18 protein-coding genes are annotated in these 17,061 nt (G+C 58.4%); 6 read left to right on the top strand and 12 right to left on the bottom strand.

Annotated features, from left to right (window positions below):
- Positions 1-58: 58 nt before the first annotated feature.
- From lanM to J4E63_RS01325, 9 genes are all read right to left on the bottom strand, one after another.
- Entirely contained in the window at positions 59-3,127 is a 3,069-nt protein-coding gene (lanM, locus tag J4E63_RS01285; protein WP_207280799.1) for a type 2 lanthipeptide synthetase LanM, read from the bottom strand.
- 84 nt (positions 3,128-3,211) lie between these two features.
- Positions 3,212-3,370: a hypothetical protein gene (locus tag J4E63_RS01290; protein WP_170842353.1), complete on the bottom strand. Its 159-nt coding sequence runs from the start codon at positions 3,368-3,370 to the stop codon at positions 3,212-3,214.
- Positions 3,371-3,523: 153 nt separating this feature from the next.
- Positions 3,524-3,667 carry a hypothetical protein gene (locus tag J4E63_RS01295; protein WP_207280803.1) on the bottom strand — a complete coding sequence of 48 codons (144 nt, stop codon included), beginning with the start codon at positions 3,665-3,667 and terminating at the stop codon, positions 3,524-3,526.
- Between the two features lie 190 nt (positions 3,668-3,857).
- Positions 3,858-4,349: a GreA/GreB family elongation factor gene (locus J4E63_RS01300; RefSeq protein WP_207280804.1), complete on the bottom strand. Its 492-nt coding sequence runs from the start codon at positions 4,347-4,349 to the stop codon at positions 3,858-3,860.
- Positions 4,350-4,419: 70 nt separating this feature from the next.
- The gene (locus J4E63_RS01305; RefSeq protein WP_207280805.1) at positions 4,420-4,776 is read right to left on the bottom strand and encodes a hypothetical protein; all 357 of its coding nucleotides are present in this window, start codon (positions 4,774-4,776) and stop codon (positions 4,420-4,422) included.
- A gap of 114 nt (positions 4,777-4,890) precedes the next feature.
- The gene (locus J4E63_RS01310) at positions 4,891-5,460 is read right to left on the bottom strand and encodes a hypothetical protein (RefSeq protein ID WP_207280807.1); all 570 of its coding nucleotides are present in this window, start codon (positions 5,458-5,460) and stop codon (positions 4,891-4,893) included.
- Positions 5,457-6,716 carry an AAA family ATPase gene (locus J4E63_RS01315; protein ID WP_207280809.1) on the bottom strand — a complete coding sequence of 420 codons (1,260 nt, stop codon included), beginning with the start codon at positions 6,714-6,716 and terminating at the stop codon, positions 5,457-5,459. Before J4E63_RS01315 ends, J4E63_RS01310 begins: the two co-directional genes overlap by 4 nt.
- Positions 6,717-6,847: 131 nt before the next feature.
- Positions 6,848-8,701 (bottom strand): DUF4105 domain-containing protein, encoded by a 1,854-nt coding sequence (locus tag J4E63_RS01320; protein ID WP_207280811.1) that lies wholly within the window; start codon positions 8,699-8,701, stop codon positions 6,848-6,850.
- A gap of 89 nt (positions 8,702-8,790) precedes the next feature.
- Positions 8,791-9,279 carry a DUF3015 domain-containing protein gene (locus tag J4E63_RS01325; RefSeq protein ID WP_057451579.1) on the bottom strand — a complete coding sequence of 163 codons (489 nt, stop codon included), beginning with the start codon at positions 9,277-9,279 and terminating at the stop codon, positions 8,791-8,793.
- A gap of 274 nt (positions 9,280-9,553) precedes the next feature.
- Between J4E63_RS01325 and J4E63_RS01330 the strand changes: the two genes are divergently transcribed.
- The 4 genes from J4E63_RS01330 to J4E63_RS01345 all read left to right on the top strand — a co-directional run bounded on the left by J4E63_RS01330 (position 9,554) and on the right by J4E63_RS01345 (position 14,103).
- Positions 9,554-11,992, top strand: a complete 2,439-nt coding sequence (locus J4E63_RS01330; protein ID WP_060740549.1) for a Lon protease family protein — start codon at positions 9,554-9,556, stop codon at positions 11,990-11,992.
- 327 nt (positions 11,993-12,319) lie between these two features.
- Entirely contained in the window at positions 12,320-12,661 is a 342-nt protein-coding gene (locus J4E63_RS01335; protein ID WP_013694243.1) for a hypothetical protein, read from the top strand.
- A gap of 132 nt (positions 12,662-12,793) precedes the next feature.
- Complete coding sequence (locus J4E63_RS01340) at positions 12,794-13,282, top strand: TIGR00645 family protein (protein WP_047230159.1); 489 nt, start codon at positions 12,794-12,796, stop codon at positions 13,280-13,282.
- A gap of 203 nt (positions 13,283-13,485) precedes the next feature.
- Complete coding sequence (locus J4E63_RS01345) at positions 13,486-14,103, top strand: FKBP-type peptidyl-prolyl cis-trans isomerase (protein ID WP_003205746.1); 618 nt, start codon at positions 13,486-13,488, stop codon at positions 14,101-14,103.
- 134 nt (positions 14,104-14,237) lie between these two features.
- Here the strand turns inward: J4E63_RS01345 and J4E63_RS01350 are convergent, their stop codons facing one another.
- The 3 genes from J4E63_RS01350 to J4E63_RS01360 all read right to left on the bottom strand — a co-directional run bounded on the left by J4E63_RS01350 (position 14,238) and on the right by J4E63_RS01360 (position 16,208).
- Complete coding sequence (locus J4E63_RS01350; protein ID WP_003205743.1) at positions 14,238-14,495, bottom strand: hypothetical protein; 258 nt, start codon at positions 14,493-14,495, stop codon at positions 14,238-14,240.
- Between the two features lie 205 nt (positions 14,496-14,700).
- Positions 14,701-15,042, bottom strand: coding sequence for a zinc ribbon domain-containing protein YjdM (locus J4E63_RS01355; RefSeq protein WP_053123983.1), 342 nt, complete (start codon positions 15,040-15,042; stop codon positions 14,701-14,703).
- Positions 15,043-15,239: 197 nt separating this feature from the next.
- Positions 15,240-16,208 (bottom strand): polyprenyl synthetase family protein, encoded by a 969-nt coding sequence (locus J4E63_RS01360; RefSeq protein WP_192263799.1) that lies wholly within the window; start codon positions 16,206-16,208, stop codon positions 15,240-15,242.
- Positions 16,209-16,447: 239 nt separating this feature from the next.
- On the opposite strand from J4E63_RS01360, the gene rplU reads away from it, so the two are divergent.
- The gene (rplU, locus tag J4E63_RS01365; RefSeq protein WP_003176051.1) at positions 16,448-16,762 is read left to right on the top strand and encodes a 50S ribosomal protein L21; all 315 of its coding nucleotides are present in this window, start codon (positions 16,448-16,450) and stop codon (positions 16,760-16,762) included.
- Positions 16,763-16,797: 35 nt separating this feature from the next.
- Complete coding sequence (gene rpmA, locus J4E63_RS01370) at positions 16,798-17,055, top strand: 50S ribosomal protein L27 (RefSeq protein ID WP_003205738.1); 258 nt, start codon at positions 16,798-16,800, stop codon at positions 17,053-17,055.
- Positions 17,056-17,061: the final 6 nt, after the last annotated feature.

Here is a 17,061-nt window from a genome sequence, read left to right on the forward strand (position 1 = left end):
ACATTGAAGTTGACTGATCCACCGCCATCGCGAGCGAGCTCGCTCCCACAGTTCTAGCCTACGTCTGCAGCGCGAAATCGAGCGAGAGTATGTTGGGGATCGTTGGATCGATCTCATACAGCAAGGCATAACCTGCCCCCGTAATGCCCGTCAGCAGGCTGACATCGGGAACCCGATCATGGTCGAGGAAGGGGCCTTCGAAAAACTGCCGGGCGACTTCGCCAAGCGCCTGCTTGACCCTGCTGATGCCCTCGGGGTTATCGGCGTGCCGATACAAGTCATAAAGGCAGATCAGATTGCCGAAATCGCCATGGCACAGGTTATAGCCATCGCCCAAGCCGTGCTGCCAGAGATTGTTCTCGCAACGCTGGATGTCGTCGAGCACCGTCTGCCGGGTGGTTTCGTCCAAGGCCTCGCCCATCGACTTCATGAGTTGTCGCCTGGCGATGAGGATGCCGCCGTCTCCGTGACACCACTTGGTGGCATGGTCGACAGGGCCCAGGTCTCTCAGGTCCAGCCAGAAACCCTCTCGGCTCAAGCGATTTTCACCCTCCAGTACCTGGATGGCCAAGGGCACCAACGCCATATCGCCGGTCACATCATAGGCTTTGCACAAGGCCTGGATGACGCCGGAGAGACCATGGGACAGGCCCGTTAAAATGACGGAGCGGTCATCACGTCGAAGAAGCTGGCCTTCTTCGATCAGTATCTGGTCCTTTATGTAGGCAACCATGCGCCGAATGGCCGGCCGCACATCCGCTTGCGCCGATAACCCATGGATATTGGCCAGCAGCGTCACCGCACCACAACAGCCGCCCAGGAAGTCGAAATCGTAGTCTTCAGGGGGGACATCAATCAGTTGGGTCAGCAGGCTGGCAATTTTCTCATCGTGTTGCGGATCGCCGGTGATTTGGCGACGATTGATGAGCAGATAGAGATAAGAGCCCAGGCCATGATAGGCACTGACGGTCAGGTCGGCTTTGAAAAAGCCAAAATGCTGCTCCAGTGAGGCCAGTACCTGATCCATGAGCGACAACAAGTGTGGTTTGCCGCTTACCTTGAACAGGCTCAGATAAAACAACCCAATCCCGGCGATACCGGAGTACAACCCATGATCCATGGGTGAAGGGTATTTTCCATGAGTCGTTGGGTGCGTATGAAAAGCCAACCAACTGACGTCCGTTGCCGTTCCCTTGATCGCAAGCGCTTCGAGGCGGGAACTGATGCCGAGTATTGCGTCGAGTCGATCCGCTTGGGGCGCTTTGTTTAGGGGGGCACGTGATGACGGCTGTCCATTTGACTCTGGATACAAACACATTTCGAGCAGTGTGAGTTGTAATGCCCTATCGGCTGCGGACAGATTGGCTATTTTCTGTAAGCAGCTTTTTATCGGGGGTTGTACTTTCGTCATGTCTATTGTTTCACCTTGTGCGCTCATCAAAGCGTTGGAGTTGAGCGGCATGGTGAAACACGGAATGCTGGATCTTTGCAGGTCGGCTATTTCATAACGCGGGATGCCCTTTGCTCGATAGGGCTCTTTCAAGTCTTTCCACAGGGTTGCAAGCAGAAGCTCCCGGTCCAACATGTTTTTCATGAAGCGAGGATGGCGGCTCAGTCCGATAAAGTCCGCATAACGTTGAGAGTTTTTGAGCAAAACACGGGTTGATAATTCGCCTGCGGATTGCTCAAGCATCTGCATGATCGTGTGCCGATGCGTCATCAACTCGCCATAAGCATATTCAAAGCCGTGGACAAGTTCGGCTTTATACGTTTCATGCCCCTTGCGTTCACCCTGCAAAAGCGGCAAATGCTTTTGCTGCAGAAGGTGTTCGAACTCGACTTTACGTAAATGGTAAAAGCCATCTTCGAAAACCAGGGAGTGGCGGGTGGAAATGAACAGCGCTTGCCGAGTCAGCCCGCTCTGGTCGTTATTGGACTTTTGTGAAAAGGGTACGAAGCCGCTGGAGCACACCGACTGCTGGATCAATTTGAAGGTGTTGGACAGTGCGCTATCGAGAGGCAGTTCGAGTAGCAGGTCGCTGGTGGACGCAGTGAACAAGCACTCAAGATCGATCATGACAGGGCTGCTGCCACACGCAATGATGTTCTCGTAATGGAAGTCGATGCCGTTGAGTGCATGAATGACAGCGATCTGTGCGCCCATCTTTTTGTAGAACAGCGCTACGTCTGCTGCGCTGTCACAAGGCGTGTTGTCGATTTTTTCTACCCAGCTATGCCGTTCGCGGCTGAGAATCCTTGGCGCGCGAATAGAAAAACAATCCGCGTCTGTCCACTCACGTAATTGTCCCAGCAGGCGATTGAAAAAAACTGCTTCACGGCTTGCCCGTGGTTTGTAGACCAAGGAGGTTGTGCGGAATTTAACCTGGCAGACCGTTTCACCGCGACCGTGAGGGTCACCCAGGCCGAACTCGATAGCGTCGATTTTTCGGGATGGAATTGAGAATGCCATCTCCAGTGCGTCAACATCGCCGGCGAAGTCGAGTATGACCGCATAAAGATAGTTGAGGGTGTCTTCCAGTAAATCAAAAAGCAGTGTTGCCAGCACAGGATATGAATCGAAAAATTCAAACAGCGGCAACGTGCGCAACTGTTCGCTGAACCCGCCCAGGTCAATCCCGTCGCCGTCCGCAATCCGCGTATTCAGATAGTGGACCAGGCTTTGTTCCGATGCGCGTCCGACACGGGCCAAGACATAGTGCTCAAGGCTTGCCAGCAGGGCGGCTTCATCAATGTGCAGTGACGCCTTGGCGTAGCGCCCATCCGCCTTGAACGTATCGATGAAATAAAGAAAAAAGCGGTAGCCAAACCAATAAAAATTGTCTTTGCCGCTCGCGGTCTTTTCCCTGCCGACGTGAAGGCTGTCAAGGCGAGCAAGCTTTTCCTTCAAGGCCCTCAAGACGGTTTCGCCGTCGTCAGGCTGGCGCTGTGGGTTACCGGGTGCCTTGGCATACGACGCCAGTTGTTCCCGGTTCAACCCGAAATGATCCAGCAAGGCCTGATCATCAGCATGCAGGCGGGTCAGGTTGTTTAAAAAAAGGGCGATGTCGCCGTCGGAAGTGAATCTGTACTGACCTCGCTGATTCAACTTCAAAGCGTTAACAAGCATGCCGTCGATCCTGAAATGGATAGAGCAGGCGTTGCCTGCTCTATGGTTATGGGTGTTGCCTGTTTGGACGATCAGTGGAAGGGCTTAGCAGCCGAGTGTCGAGCATTCGAGATTGGTGCACGTGCCAAAGGTGTTGCATTCCATTGTCGTTGCCAGTATCGAGCCCATGTTTTTGGTGGGCGCTTGATAAGCGTCGAAGTCGCTATAGAAGTCACCGGACATGTTCAGGATCTGTTCGCTCATGGTGTTTTCCTCATCAGTTATCAAACATCAAGTACAGTCAGTTGGGTGCGAGCAAGCGCATCCGAACGGTAGGATGTTGATGATGTTGTTTTATAGGTGGGGTTAGGGAGTATCAAAGACCTGTTGTGCAGGTCTGTTTTGATGGAAAAGGATTTAGCATAAAAGAGCGCTGCAGTTTATGGTGCCGCATTCGACAATAGTCAGTGCTGCTGACTCGGAGCCGAGATCAGTGACCTGTTGGTAGAACTTGAAGTCGCTGTCGAAGTCACCTGACATTGCCAGTATCTGCTCGCTCATTAGTGCATCTCCTTTCTGTTTTTACAGTGCGCCGATTACGGTGCGGGAAAAACAGTAGCATGGTCCTGATTTGACGCAAACTTGTTGTTATGACCTCATGTTGCAGTTACATATGGCCACAGGCAAGTAACAGATTGTTGTCGGGTCTTGATGTTAGAGTCTTTAATCATGTTTAAAGAAGCCGGCTACATCATGGAATATCTATCGCCACGACCTCGATGGCGAGATCTCCCAGTGGTCGCTTCCATGTCACTTCATCCCCCACCTTCGCCCCCAACAACGCCCGCCCCAGCGGCGAGCCCCAGTTGATCAAGCCACTGGCCGCATCGGCCTGGTCTTCACCCACTAACTGCACTCGCTGTTCGTGATCCTGATCATCGACAAAGGTCACCCAATGCCCGATCCGCACTTGATCGGACGACATCGGTGCAACGACCTGGGCGCTTTGCAGGCGCTGCTTGAAATAGCGCAGATCCCGTTCAAGGTCGGCGATCCGTTGTTTGTCCGCCAAATCCCCTCGGGTCGCCTGCTGGCCGTGCAACGCCTGCAATTCGGCGACCCGGGCCTGGAGTTGGGCAAGCCCGGTGGGCGTGACGTAATTGGGTTGCGCACTGACCTGACGTTCGACCGGCTGGTCGGCCTGGGCAGCGGCGTTGTCTTCGTTGACGAAAGCGCGGCTCATGGTGTTCTCCTCTATTGGAGTTTGGTCCATGGTCGCAGGCTTTTGGTTTCGACGAATGTCTATGCGCGACTCACGGTGAGCGATAAGCCCGGGCGGCGTCCCGGTCCTTTTCTTGTTGCCAGGCACGTTCGTGGTCATCCCAATGACGATCGCGGTAGGCATTGCGCTCCTCGCTTTCGCGCATCGCCTGGCACTGCCGGAAACCATCGCTCCAGCCTTCTGCGTAGCGTGGGTCCTTCAGATAGCGCGGCACATCTTTGCGGAACTGACCGGTAATCACGCCTGCGGCTTGCCGGCCACTGCTGCAACCGTCGTCATAGCCATCGGCGAACGCCGGTGGATAACCCCGGGCAATCAGGTCCTGGTGGGTGGTTTCACAGCCGCTGACCAGCACCAACACACTCAATACCGCTACCGCACGCCACATGCTTGTCTCCCTGCCGCATTGGCGGCCTTACCAAGAGAGTTTAGAAGCGCAGTTGTAGGCGGGAGGTGAAAGAATGATCAAAAAATCTGCTATTGCAGGTAAATAAGGCCGCCTTCACAGGGCTGCTTTTTCAACGGCATCGGCAATCAACGGTGCCACTTCACGGAGTCCTTCGAGCGTCAGCTTGTTTTGTTTGTACATGTTGTACCAACTCTGGCGCCAGCGAATGACGCGCTCCCCATCACGCAATTTGAGTCGTTTGAGTGTGTACTCGGCTTTTTCGCGATAAGCCGCAGGAATCGCTTCGGTGGTGCGCATCTGAAGCGACGGCAAAATGATTTCGAACCAGCCTGGACCCACGTCATAGGGATCGAGCACCGTGTCATCAGCCGTTTTCTTGCTGGAATTCAGCGTGCCGGAGGCAAAGCGGTAATTGCTCCATTCGTAGGTCAGGCCCGGGTAGTTCTTGTAGCTGAGGTAGTGGTCGACCGTTCCGCCGGTAGGGTCGAGCATGGCCGCATAGGCGCACAGGTTGGTGTAATGATCGGCCAACGCTTGCGAGCATTTGTTCCAGAGCGGTGAGGGACGAGGAGCACCCGGATTATCCTTGAGCCATTGTTTTCCTGGTGTCCTGACATTTTTATCGAAATCGGTGGGTTCCTTTGGCCTGGTCACCGGGATCATTGATTGTCCTCGCCGAGCTTCAGGAGGCCGCTCTCGATCAGCCAGCGTGGCCAGAATTCATCGTGGGCCGGAAGCAGCTTTTGCAGCGCCCTGTGGATCGAAGCTCGGGTCTTGAGACCTTCAGGCAGTTGCTTCTCACCACGCATGAACGCTTCGGCGGCCTCGATGGCTTTTTCTGCCTCCAGCGAGCGCGCCTGTTCCAGTCCGAACGTGTCAGAGACCAACCAACTGCTGGCGTCACCCTGGGCCGCCCAGTGTCCTTGTGTCAGCGTGACCTTCTGGTCCTGGATCGACAATTGAATCTGATCGTCCTGTTCGCCATCGAATATCGGCTCAAGGGAGGCGGCGACCAGGGGCGAGTGCGTGGCAATCAGGAGTTGGGGGGGAGCGGCGCCGTGGTTCCGGCGCAAGGTCTTGATGGCCTGCAACAGGCTGGGCATCAGCGTGCGTTGCCACCTTGGATGTAGATGAGTCTCGGGTTCGTCGAACAGGATGACAAACCGACGCTCGGGCTTTTTGCCAAGCAGGTCGGCCGCTACCTGGTGTTCATACCAGGCCCATACGAGAAAATAAGCCAGCCCCAATACGCGTCTTACGCCGGCAGAGGCCAGCGTGACCGGAACGTTCTGATTGCCAAGGGTGAGTGTCGGTCGTTCTCGACCCTCGCCCAGGTAGACTCGTCTGGGGGCTCCGACACATAACGGTTCAGTGGCGGGTGAAAGGTCGCGCAACGCGTTTTTCAAGGCGTCGAACTGGGGTTTGTGGCCGTTTTGCCAGTTGACCCAGTCACGCTCCAGGCCTTCACAGACCCTTTGCCCATTGACGTCGAGGCCATCCCATACGGCGTCGGCGGAAAAGTGATACGCGGCGGGTCGATCCTTATCGGAGCGCCAGTAATTGCGGGCCGGATCCCATACGGAGAAACCACCATCGATGCGTACGTAAACCACGATGCCGGGCATGGTGGGACGGCTTTGTTTCAGGGGCCAGGAGCTGTCTTCCCGTTTGTAGGTCGACACGACAGGCTGGGCGACGCCGGATTTGCCCTTTACAACATATTCAATGGAGGACTTGCCGGGGTTTACAGGCAGGGCTGGCGTATTGGCCCAGGTACGTGTCAGCGCCCACCAGGCCAGGTCCAGCAAAAAGCTTTTGCCCAGTCCATTGTCACCGGTAATCAGATTGATTCGTGGTGCCCAGTTAACTTCGAGCTCAGGAGCAGGCCCCACGTTTTTCATGTGCAGATAATCAAGCATCGCAGCATTCAATTCCGATTAAAGGTTGATCCGGGCCAATCTACTTGATTTTGCCTGACTTCGAAACGAACCCCGAAACTCGCCTCCATTCGACCTGGGAATGGGCCTCGGTCCTCTCTCTCGCTCAGATATCAATAGTGATACCACTTCACCTCGAGCATCACCTCGTTCTCCGGCGAAGCCAGGTGGCTGAACTCTCGCTGGGCACTCAAGCGCAGGCCGAGGTTGCGGGACAACTCCCATTGCTGGTTGAGGCTCAGGCTACGCCGCACTTCGCCGTTGACGAAATAATCGCCCTTGGCTTCCAGGCTCAAGTTGCCCAGCGGGTTTTTCCACAGCACGCCGCTGTTGAAACCGGCGGCCGGGGCGATGAACTGGGCGAAATCGTTGTTGTGCTCCACCCGCACCGTGCCCAGGGCAAAGCCCAGCACATCTTCGCCCAGCGCCCAAGTGCCACCGGCCCCGCCGTTGACGTGGCTGACCAAGGTTTCATCGTCGTGTTTGCCCGGCACCCGCTCCAGGCCGCCGGTAACCTGCCAGGACAGCGGTTGCAGCAGCTCGTTGCGTGGGGTCAGGGAGCGAATGGTCGCCAGATCCAGTTGCTGCACCTGCCAGTCATTGCCTTCGTACTGGCGCAGTTTTAATTGCAGGATTTCGATCTGTGCCCCCAGCGGGAAACTTTCGGCGTTGTCGTTGAGGTCGTGATAGGCCATGCGCAAGCCGTATTCGCCGAACGCCCGGTCGCCCCGTGTGCCGAGGCCTGCCTGCCAGGTGCGGGATTCATGGCCATCCTCGGGCAGGCCCGGTTGCGGGATGTCGAGTTCCGGTGCGGGGTTCTGGTTGATCGCCCGCAACAGCTCGAAGCTGCGCTGGGCCCGTTGCGGATCGCGTTCCTGGCCGTTGGCGCGATAGCGTTCCAGGCGATACGCCGCGTCGATGATCAGTGCCTGGCGTTCGCGGGGCAGCGCCTTGAATGCCGGTGCTTGCAGTTGCTGCTGATCGGCGCTGACGTTCAGCACCCACTGTTGTTCGTCATCGCTGAGCGGTTCGGCGCGGCTGAGCAGTTCCCGTTCCCGGGACGGCCGATACTGGATGCTTTCCACCAGGCCGGCTTCTTTCACCGCTTTGACGGTGTCGGTGGGAATCGCCGTCAGCGGGAATTGTTCGGTGAGGCGCAGGCTGGGGCGGGCCACTTGCAGTAATTCGAGCAGGCGATAGGAACAGTTTTCGTCGAAAAAGAAATAGTCGAACTGAATCTGCTTGAGTTCCCAGACGTGCTCGACCATGCGCTCGGTTTCCGCCTGGCTCAGGTTGAGGCGGTATTCCCACAGGTCGCGGTTCTCCAGGCTACGGTACTCGGAGAGTTTTTCCTGGTACGGCACCAGGGCGAACAGGCCGGGATAGCCCCCCATCAGGCCCTTCCAGGCATAGAGGATGCTGTTGTCCGAACCTTCGATGTAGGCGCCAAAGTTGATCGCGTAGCTGAGCAGGGCGGTCTTGTCGCTTTGCACATCGGCCTGGTCGATGCGCAACAGGGTGTGGCCGAACATCGAGGACGGACTGTTGAGGTACGCGGCGGGGAAAATCATCACCGCACTGTGGGGCGACACGTCCTTGAACCACTGGGTGAAGTCGCTGCAGTTGACCGCCGGCAGGTCTGTCAGGCTGAGCTGCGCCTTCAGCCAGCGGGTGCGCGCCGGGTACACGCACTGGGCATGTTGCTGGCCGGCGCTGGCCGGACCATACAGGGCTTGCAGCGTGGCGGTCAGTTCACGGTCAGGGTGTTCGTTGCCATCGGGGGCGAGGAAGAATTTTTTGTCGCTGATATAGCTGCGCCAGCCACCCAATTTGGCGGTTTCGTAGTGACCCAGGGAGATCCAGAAGCGGTCATTGGCCAGTTGCTGCAAACGTTGAGGGTCGATATGAGGCGCGGCGGACAGCGGGGCGCACACACAGAGCGCCAGCCAGGCAAGGCGTTTGAGCATAGTTGGCTACTTGGAAAGTCGAAAAAATAAAGACCGATGGGGCCCCAAAAAGAAAACCCGCTCCCCGAGAGGAGCGAGTGGTGCCGAGCTTAAGCTTGAGTGGCGTACTTGGCCAGGCGAGGGTCGCTTTTCAGTACGGCCAGGGTGTTGGTATGCACATCTTCTGCGGTCACGTCAGCCTTGCTGAAGATCTGCTGGAAGTGCTCGTGGGTAACGGCGGAGAAGTGTGCGCGATCTTCCGGCGCCACGCCCAGTACCACGGCATAGGTGGTCAGCGCTTCGCCCTGACCCTTGGCCATGTCTTCGGACAGCTCGTTCATCATGCCATTCATGGCCAGCCAGGACTTGCCACCGTAGGTCAGTGCCGCGTTGGTCGAGCAGCCGTTGGTGCCGGAGGTCATGCCGAAGGTTGCGTTACCGGAAGTGCCGTTGGTGGTGGATGCCAGGAAGTGTGCCGGAGTGCCACGCTGACCTTCGAACAGCATGTTGCCCCAGCCGCAATCCGGGCCGCCCGGCGCCTGAGCCATGGCGTTGAGGGATACAGCGGTGAAGAGAGTACCGAGAAGAATCCGTTTCATAGCTATGTTCTCTTTATGTGCATACCAATGGACAGGGTCTGGCCCCTACAGCTGCCAGTGGGCCGGTTATTGTTCCAGCCGCGCACTTTGGAGTTTAGGCACGATCCCAGGGTTCCGTGACATTTTGCAAAAACATTACTGGGGATCGCCTGTTTACGGAGCCCCGCCCGGGGTTTTCCCATTGACTATGCTTTGGTCTGAGGCGCTCCTTGCCAGTCAGGTGCAGGCAGCGCCAGAATGCCGCTATCTGCCCCGCCTGATGTAAGGAAGCCCGATGCCTGATCCTGTTGCTGCCAGCTTGCGTCTAGCGCCCGAAGCGCTGACCCGTCCGTTTTCCGCTGAACAGTTCAGCTTCTCTACCACCAATGATCTGGAGCCCTTTCGCGGTGTGCTTGGCCAGGAACGTGCGGTCGAAGCCTTGCAGTTCGGCGTGGCCATGCCGCGCCCCGGTTACAACGTATTCGTCATGGGCGAGCCCGGCACCGGCCGGTTTTCCTTCGTCAAACGCTACCTCAAGGCCGAAGGCAAGCGCCTGCAGACCCCGGCGGACTGGGTCTACGTCAACAATTTCGATGAGCCCCGCGAGCCCCGTGCCCTGGAGCTGCCGTCCGGCACGGCGGGTGCGTTCATCGGTGACATCAACGGCTTGATCGACAACCTGTTGGCGACCTTTCCGGCGGTGTTCGAGCACCCGTCCTACCAGCAGAAAAAAAGCGCCATCGACCGCGCTTTCAACCAGCGCTACGACCGGGCCCTGGATGTGATCGAGCGCCTGGCGCTGGAGAAGGATGTCGCGCTGTACCGTGACAGCAGCAACATCGCCTTCACGCCGATGAGCGAAGGCAAGGCCCTGGACGAGGCGGAATTCGCCCAGTTGCCGGAGGCCGAGCGCGAGCGTTTCCACGAGGACATCTCCGGCCTGGAAGAGCGCTTGAACGAAGAGCTCGCCAGCCTGCCGCAATGGAAGCGCGAGTCCAGCAACCAGTTGCGCCAGCTCAACGAAGAAACCATCACCCTGGCCCTGCAACCGTTGCTGGCGCCGCTGTCGGAAAAGTACGCGGAGAACGCCGCGGTCTGCGGCTACCTGCAAGCCATGCAGGTCTATCTGCTCAAGACCGTGGTCGAGCAACTGGTGGACGACAGCAAGACCGACGCCATTGCCCGCAAGCTGCTGGAGGAGCAATACGCGCCAAGCCTGGTGGTCGGGCATCCGTCCAGCGGTGGCGCGCCGGTGGTGTTCGAGCCGCACCCGACCTACGACAACCTGTTCGGCCGGATTGAATACAGCACCGACCAGGGCGCGCTCTACACCACGTACCGACAGCTGCGTCCGGGTGCCTTGCACCGGGCCAATGGCGGTTTCCTGATCCTTGAAGCGGAAAAAATGCTTGGCGAGCCGTTCGTTTGGGATGCGCTCAAGCGCGCCCTGCAATCGCGCAAGCTGAAGATGGAGTCACCCCTGGGGGAGCTGGGACGGCTGGCCACGGTGACCCTGACGCCGCAGCACATCCCGTTGCAGGTCAAGGTCGTGATCATCGGCGCCCGTCAGCTCTATTACGCCTTGCAGGACCTGGATCCGGACTTCCAGGAAATGTTTCGCGTGCTGGTGGATTTCGACGAAGACATCCCGATGGGCGACGAGAGCCTGGAGCAGTTCGCCCAGTTGCTCAAGACTCGCACTTCAGAAGAAGGCATGGCGCCACTGACCGCCGATGCAGTGGCGCGCCTGGCGACCTACAGTGCCCGGCTGGCCGAACACCAGGGGCGCTTGTCGGCGCGTATCGGCGACCTGTTCCAACTGGTCAGCGAGGCGGACTTCATTCGCCAACTGGCCGGTGACGAGATGACCGATGCCGGCCATATCGAACGCGCCCTAAAGGCCAAGGCCACCCGCACCGGACGCGTCTCGGCGCGGATCCTCGACGACATGCTGGCGGGGATCATCCTGATCGACACCGCGGGTGCGGCCGTGGGCAAATGCAACGGCCTGACGGTGCTGGAGGTCGGCGATTCGGCGTTTGGCGTGCCGGCGCGGATTTCCGCCACGGTGTACCCGGGCGGCAGCGGCATCGTCGACATCGAGCGGGAGGTCAACCTTGGCCAACCGATCCACTCCAAAGGCGTGATGATCCTCACCGGTTACCTGGGCAGCCGTTATGCCCAGGAATTCCCGCTGGCGATCTCGGCCAGCATTGCCCTGGAGCAATCCTACGGCTACGTGGACGGCGACAGTGCATCCCTGGGCGAGGCGTGTACGCTGATCTCGGCCCTGTCGAAGACGCCGCTGAAGCAGTGCTTTGCCATCACCGGCTCGATCAACCAGTTCGGTGAAGTGCAGGCGGTGGGTGGGGTCAACGAGAAGATCGAAGGCTTCTTCCGCCTCTGCGAAGCCCGGGGGTTGACGGGGGAGCAGGGGGCGATCATTCCCCAGGCCAACGTCGCGACGCTGATGCTCGACGAGAAAGTGCTGGCCGCCGTGCGCGCCGGGCAGTTCCACGTCTATGCGGTGCGTCAGGCCGACGAAGCCCTGAGCCTGCTGGTGGGCGAGCCTGCCGGTGAGCCGGATGAAAACGGCGAGTTCCCGGAGGGCAGCGTCAACGCCAGGGTGGTGGAGCGGCTGCGGGTGATCGCGGAAATGATCAGCGAAGACGACATCAAGGAAGCGGAAAAGGAACTGGCGCAGCAGGCCTTGGCGGAGGCCAAGCCGGCTTGATGTTCTCCTGACCGCCGCAAGACCCCTGTGGAAGTTCCTTGTGGGAGCGAGCTTGCTCGCGATAGCGGAGTTTCAGTCACTTATCAGTCGACTGTCACACCGCTATCGCGAGCAAGCTCGCTCCCACAATTTTTGGGGCGGTTTCAAAAAAACGCCGCCACTTTGGCGTCAATATTCACACTATGACCGCTCGGCGTATTCTGGTCTTGAAAGCCCGTGGGACCGGAACTTTTCTTCTATCCTCAGCTCAAGGATAACGAGAGTCATCATTGGATCGAAACAGCCTCTTCCCGAGACTGAATACCGGATCTACCGAGGGGCGCCGCCATGTCGCGCAACCTTTGCCTCACTCGTCAATGCCTGGGCCTTGTCACCCGTATCGAATGCGCCATCCGCCCCCTGGCGGGAGATACCGGTATGTGGACCTTGCTCTTCGCCGCCGGAATGGCTGGCGAACAACCCTCCGCCATCAAGGCCCAGGGGCCATTTCCCGGCCCGACTGCCGCCGAATCCATCCTCGATACCATTGTGCAGAGCCTGACCTTGCACGGCTATGAGCTGGCCGACGACCCGCAGATCTGGTCCTTGCACATGCAGGCCCAACTGCGTGAAATCAATGGAGGCCGTTGTCGCAATGTCGGCGGCTTCGAGTTTCGTCCGCTGCATTGAAGGCCATCGCCGCACGGGCACTCGCAGAAAAATTTTGACACAAGAGCAGGGACCAGGGATGGCCCCGGCATTTGTGGGGCAGGTCGTGGCTGATATACTCGCCGCGATTTTTCAGCCCAGGTGTGAGACTCAATGGAACGCTTTATCGAAAATGCAATGTACGCCTCCCGTTGGCTGCTGGCGCCGATCTATTTCGGGCTGTCCCTGGGCTTGCTGGCCTTGGCGCTGAAATTCTTCCAGGAAGTCTTTCACATCATCCCCAATGTGTTCGCCATGGCCGAGTCCGAGCTGATCCTGGTGCTGCTGTCGCTGATCGACATGGCGCTGGTGGGCGGCCTGCTGGTGATGGTGATGATATCCGGCTACGAGAACTTCGTTTCGCAACTGGACATCGATTCCGACAAGGAAAAGCTCAACTGGCTGGGCACCATGGACTCTTCATCGCTGAAGATGAAAGTCGCCGCCTCGATCGTGGCCATTTCCTCCATCCACCTGCTGCGCATTTTCATGGACGCCAAGAACGTCGATCCCGAGCACCTGATGTGGTACGTGATCATCCACATGACCTTCGTGGTCTCGGCCTTTGCCATGGGGTACCTGGACAAACTGACCAAGCACTGAGGCCCGTTCCTCGCGCTGGCGCAACGCCCGCCTGGCGAACTGCAGGCGGGCGTTGTCGTTTCTGGCGGATTGCTTTGACGTGAGGGCTCGTCACCCGCCGTGGCATCTGTGCTAGTCTGCTCGCCCTTTTGGTTCCGGGCGCTCCGGGAGGCGCTGTGTCACGCACGGCAACTCTCGAGCCGTCCGCACAGCGGAGCAGCATCATGTCCGAAGTTAACCTGTCCACCGACGAAACCCGCGTCAGCTACGGCATTGGCCGTCAGTTGGGCGACCAACTGCGCGACAACCCGCCACCGGGTGTCAGCCTGGATGCCATCCTGGCCGGCCTGACCGACGCGTTCGCCGGCAAGCCAAGCCGCGTGGGCCAGGACGAGATGTCCGCCAGCTTCAAGGTCATTCGTGAAATCATGCAAGCCGAAGCAGCCGCCAAGGCTGAAGCCGCTGCGGGTGAAGGCCGTGCGTTCCTGGCGGAAAACGCCAAGCGTGAAGGCATCACCACCCTGGCTTCCGGCCTGCAGTTCGAAGTGCTGACCCAGGGTGAAGGCGCCAAGCCGACCCGTGAAGACCAGGTGCGTACCCACTACCACGGCACCCTGATCGACGGCACTGTGTTCGACAGCTCCTATGATCGTGGCCAGCCAGCCGAATTCCCGGTAGGCGGCGTGATCCCAGGCTGGACCGAAGCGCTGCAACTGATGAATGCCGGCAGCAAATGGCGCCTGTACGTGCCGAGCGAACTGGCTTACGGCGCTCAAGGCGTTGGCAGCATCCCGCCGCACAGCGTGCTGGTGTTCGACGTCGAGTTGCTGGACGTGCTGTAAGACCCTGTCCGGTTTTACCGCCGGACAAAAAACTGTGGGAGCGAGCTTGCTCGCGAAAGCGGACAGTCAGTCGACATGCTCGTTGCTGACACACCGCCATCGCGAGCAAGCTCGCTCCCACAGGTTATTTTTGCTCATCCGTGAAACCTGCCGCTGAAATCACCCGTAGGGCGCAATGCCCGGGCATAGCAGAACAGGAACAGATTGCGCACCAGCTCCTTGAGCACCAGCGGCTCACTGGAGTTGAGGCTGTTGAGGTCCAGGTCTCCTTGGTCCTGCAGTTCGTTCAAGGCTTCTTCTTCAAGCACCGCACAGACTTCCCCGGTTTCCCGATGCAGGATCCTGAGGTAGGGATGTGGGCGGTCCAGCCAGGCATCGATCAAATAAGTCATGGTTCTCATCTCCTTGATGGGTTCGATGAGAATAATTCTTATTCGCTAAATAGCAAGTCTCTATTGGCGTTGCGATTGTTTTTCTGACGATGGGTTGTGCCAGCTCAAGGCGGTTGGCGCCTGGCTAATGCTCGAGAAATTGGGCTGAAGCGGGGAGGGTGAAGCTCCATCCCACACGCGGGGCATGGGATGGAATACAGCCGAATCAGACTTTTCTGACGAACTCGGATTTGAGTTTCATCGGGCCGATGCCGTCGATCTTGCAATCGATATCGTGGTCGCCATCGCACAGGCGGATATTCTTGACCTTGGTGCCGACCTTGACCACCAGCGAGGTGCCCTTGACCTTGAGGTCCTTGATCACGGTGATGGTGTCGCCGTCCTGCAAGACATTGCCGACCGAATCTTTCTTCACGGTGTCGTCGGACGCCGCTTCAGCTTCGCCGCTGGCGGACCATTCGTGGGCACACTCCGGGCAGACCAGCTGGGTGCCGTCTTCGTAGGTGTATTCGGAATTGCATTTCGGGCAGGGAGGCAACGTGCTCACTAAGGTTCCTTGGGTATCAGGAGGGCAAAAGGGCGCACATTATATAGGGTTTTAGGCCGCAAAGGGCAGGGCGGTGAAATCCCTTGTGGGAGCGAGCTTGCTCGCGATAGCGCTGGATCAGCAACATTGGCGCTGATTGACACACCGCTATCGCGAGCAAGCTCGCTCCCACAGGTTTCCCGCAGGTTTTCATGCAATCAGTGAGTGCGGGCCACCGCAAACTCACTCAGCTCCACCAGGGCATCGCGGTATTCGCTGGGTGGCAGGGCGTCGAGGCATTTGATCGCGCGGGCGACGTAATCCCGGGCCAGTTTCGCGGTGTACTCCAGCGAGCCGGAAGCTTCGACCGCGATACGGATGCTTTCCAGGTCTTCGATCCCGCCTTTCTGGATCGCCTGGCGTACCAGCGCCGCCTGCTCTGGCGTGCCTTCGCGCATGGTGTAGATCAGCGGCAGGGTCGGCTTGCCTTCGGCCAGGTCGTCACCGACGTTCTTGCCCAGGGTCTCGGCGTCGCCCTTGTAGTCGAGCAGGTCGTCGACCAACTGGAAGGCCACGCCCAGGTGATCGCCAAAGGTGCGCAACGCTTCGCTCTGCTCGGTGCTGGCGCCGGCCAGGGCAGCGGCGCTGTGGGTCGAGGCTTCGAAGAGCATCGCGGTCTTGCCGCGGATGACTTCCATGTAGGTCTCTTCGGTGGTGCTGGCATCGCGTACCTTGGACAACTGCAGCACTTCGCCTTCGGCGATGATGCGCGTGGCCTGGGACAGGATCTTCATCACCGGCATCGAGCCCAGCTCGACCATCATTTCGAACGAGCGCGAATACAGGAAGTCGCCTACCAGCACGCTCGGGGCATTGCCCCACATGGCGTTGGCGGTCGAACGGCCACGGCGCATGCCGGACATGTCGACCACGTCGTCGTGCAGCAGGGTTGCGGTGTGCAGGAATTCGATGGTGGCGGCCAGCAGGCGCATGTCGTCGCCTTCGCGACCCAGGGCCTTGCCGCACAGCAGCACCAATAAAGGACGCAGGCGTTTACCGCCCGCCGAAGTGATGTAGTCGCCGATTTTCGATACCAGAGGCACGCGGGAAGTCAGCTGCTTCTTGATGATGCCGTCGACGGCGCTAAAATCGTCCGCCACCGCGCGGTAGAAAGCTTGGGGTTGCATCAGCGACAGGTGCTCCAGAAGGGTTGCGCGGCATGCTAGGACCCACGTCCGCAGGTGTCAAGGCGCGATAGACGGCTACTTGCAAGGCTCTCGTGGCTTGCGTACAATCGCGCACCCTGAACTTCCTGGGCAGCACCTGCCTTACGCAATTGCATCCGGGCCTTCCAGCCCATGCAGCCATGCCAGCCAATACCTCTTCTTATAAAGCGCTGGGTGAGCAGGATTATCGGAGAAATACCATGTCGTACGCAGTAATTGTTACTGGTGGCAAGCAATACAAGGTCGCCCCAGGTGAATACCTGAAGATCGAAAAACTGGAAATCGCTACCGGCGAATCCGTGACTTTTGATCGCGTTCTGTTGGTCGCCAATGGCGATGACGTGAATATCGGCGCTCCAGTCGTTGCTGGCGCTACCGTTGTGGCTGAAGTGATCTCCCAAGGTCGTCACGATAAAGTCCGCATCATCAAGTTCCGTCGTCGTAAGCACCACATGAAGCGTATGGGCCACCGCCAGTGGTACACCGAGATCAAAATCACCGGTATTCAGGCTTAATTTCAGCCTAATTCCTCACTAGGAGAATTGAACTCATGGCACACAAAAAAGCTGGTGGTAGTACCCGTAACGGTCGCGACTCAGAAGCCAAACGCCTTGGCGTGAAGATGTATGGCGGCCAGGCTATCAAAGCAGGCAACATCATCGTGCGTCAGCGCGGCACCCAATTCCACGCTGGCTACGGCGTGGGCATGGGTAAAGATCACACCCTCTTCGCTAAAGTCGAAGGCGTGATCAAGTTCGAAGTAAAAGGCGCCTTCGGTCGTCGTTACGTAAGCGTTATCGCAGCTTAATTGCGA

It is taken from the genome of Pseudomonas sp. FW300-N2F2 (genome assembly GCF_017351655.1).
In the GTDB taxonomy this organism is placed as follows: Bacteria; Pseudomonadota; Gammaproteobacteria; order Pseudomonadales; family Pseudomonadaceae; genus Aquipseudomonas; species Aquipseudomonas fluorescens_AA.

Coding starts and splice junctions, on each gene's coding strand:
- lanM (WP_207280799.1), bottom strand. CDS start 3,127: ATGCTTGTTAACGCTTTGAAGTTGAATCAGCGAGGTCAGTACAGATTC.
- J4E63_RS01290 (WP_170842353.1), bottom strand. CDS start 3,370: ATGAGCGAACAGATCCTGAACATGTCCGGTGACTTCTATAGCGACTTC.
- J4E63_RS01295 (WP_207280803.1), bottom strand. CDS start 3,667: ATGAGCGAGCAGATACTGGCAATGTCAGGTGACTTCGACAGCGACTTC.
- J4E63_RS01300 (WP_207280804.1), bottom strand. CDS start 4,349: ATGAGCCGCGCTTTCGTCAACGAAGACAACGCCGCTGCCCAGGCCGAC.
- J4E63_RS01305 (WP_207280805.1), bottom strand. CDS start 4,776: ATGTGGCGTGCGGTAGCGGTATTGAGTGTGTTGGTGCTGGTCAGCGGC.
- J4E63_RS01310 (WP_207280807.1), bottom strand. CDS start 5,460: ATGATCCCGGTGACCAGGCCAAAGGAACCCACCGATTTCGATAAAAAT.
- J4E63_RS01315 (WP_207280809.1), bottom strand. CDS start 6,716: ATGCTTGATTATCTGCACATGAAAAACGTGGGGCCTGCTCCTGAGCTC.
- J4E63_RS01320 (WP_207280811.1), bottom strand. CDS start 8,701: ATGCTCAAACGCCTTGCCTGGCTGGCGCTCTGTGTGTGCGCCCCGCTG.
- J4E63_RS01325 (WP_057451579.1), bottom strand. CDS start 9,279: ATGAAACGGATTCTTCTCGGTACTCTCTTCACCGCTGTATCCCTCAAC.
- J4E63_RS01330 (WP_060740549.1), top strand. CDS start 9,554: ATGCCTGATCCTGTTGCTGCCAGCTTGCGTCTAGCGCCCGAAGCGCTG.
- J4E63_RS01335 (WP_013694243.1), top strand. CDS start 12,320: ATGTCGCGCAACCTTTGCCTCACTCGTCAATGCCTGGGCCTTGTCACC.
- J4E63_RS01340 (WP_047230159.1), top strand. CDS start 12,794: ATGGAACGCTTTATCGAAAATGCAATGTACGCCTCCCGTTGGCTGCTG.
- J4E63_RS01345 (WP_003205746.1), top strand. CDS start 13,486: ATGTCCGAAGTTAACCTGTCCACCGACGAAACCCGCGTCAGCTACGGC.
- J4E63_RS01350 (WP_003205743.1), bottom strand. CDS start 14,495: ATGACTTATTTGATCGATGCCTGGCTGGACCGCCCACATCCCTACCTC.
- J4E63_RS01360 (WP_192263799.1), bottom strand. CDS start 16,208: ATGCAACCCCAAGCTTTCTACCGCGCGGTGGCGGACGATTTTAGCGCC.
- rplU (WP_003176051.1), top strand. CDS start 16,448: ATGTCGTACGCAGTAATTGTTACTGGTGGCAAGCAATACAAGGTCGCC.
- rpmA (WP_003205738.1), top strand. CDS start 16,798: ATGGCACACAAAAAAGCTGGTGGTAGTACCCGTAACGGTCGCGACTCA.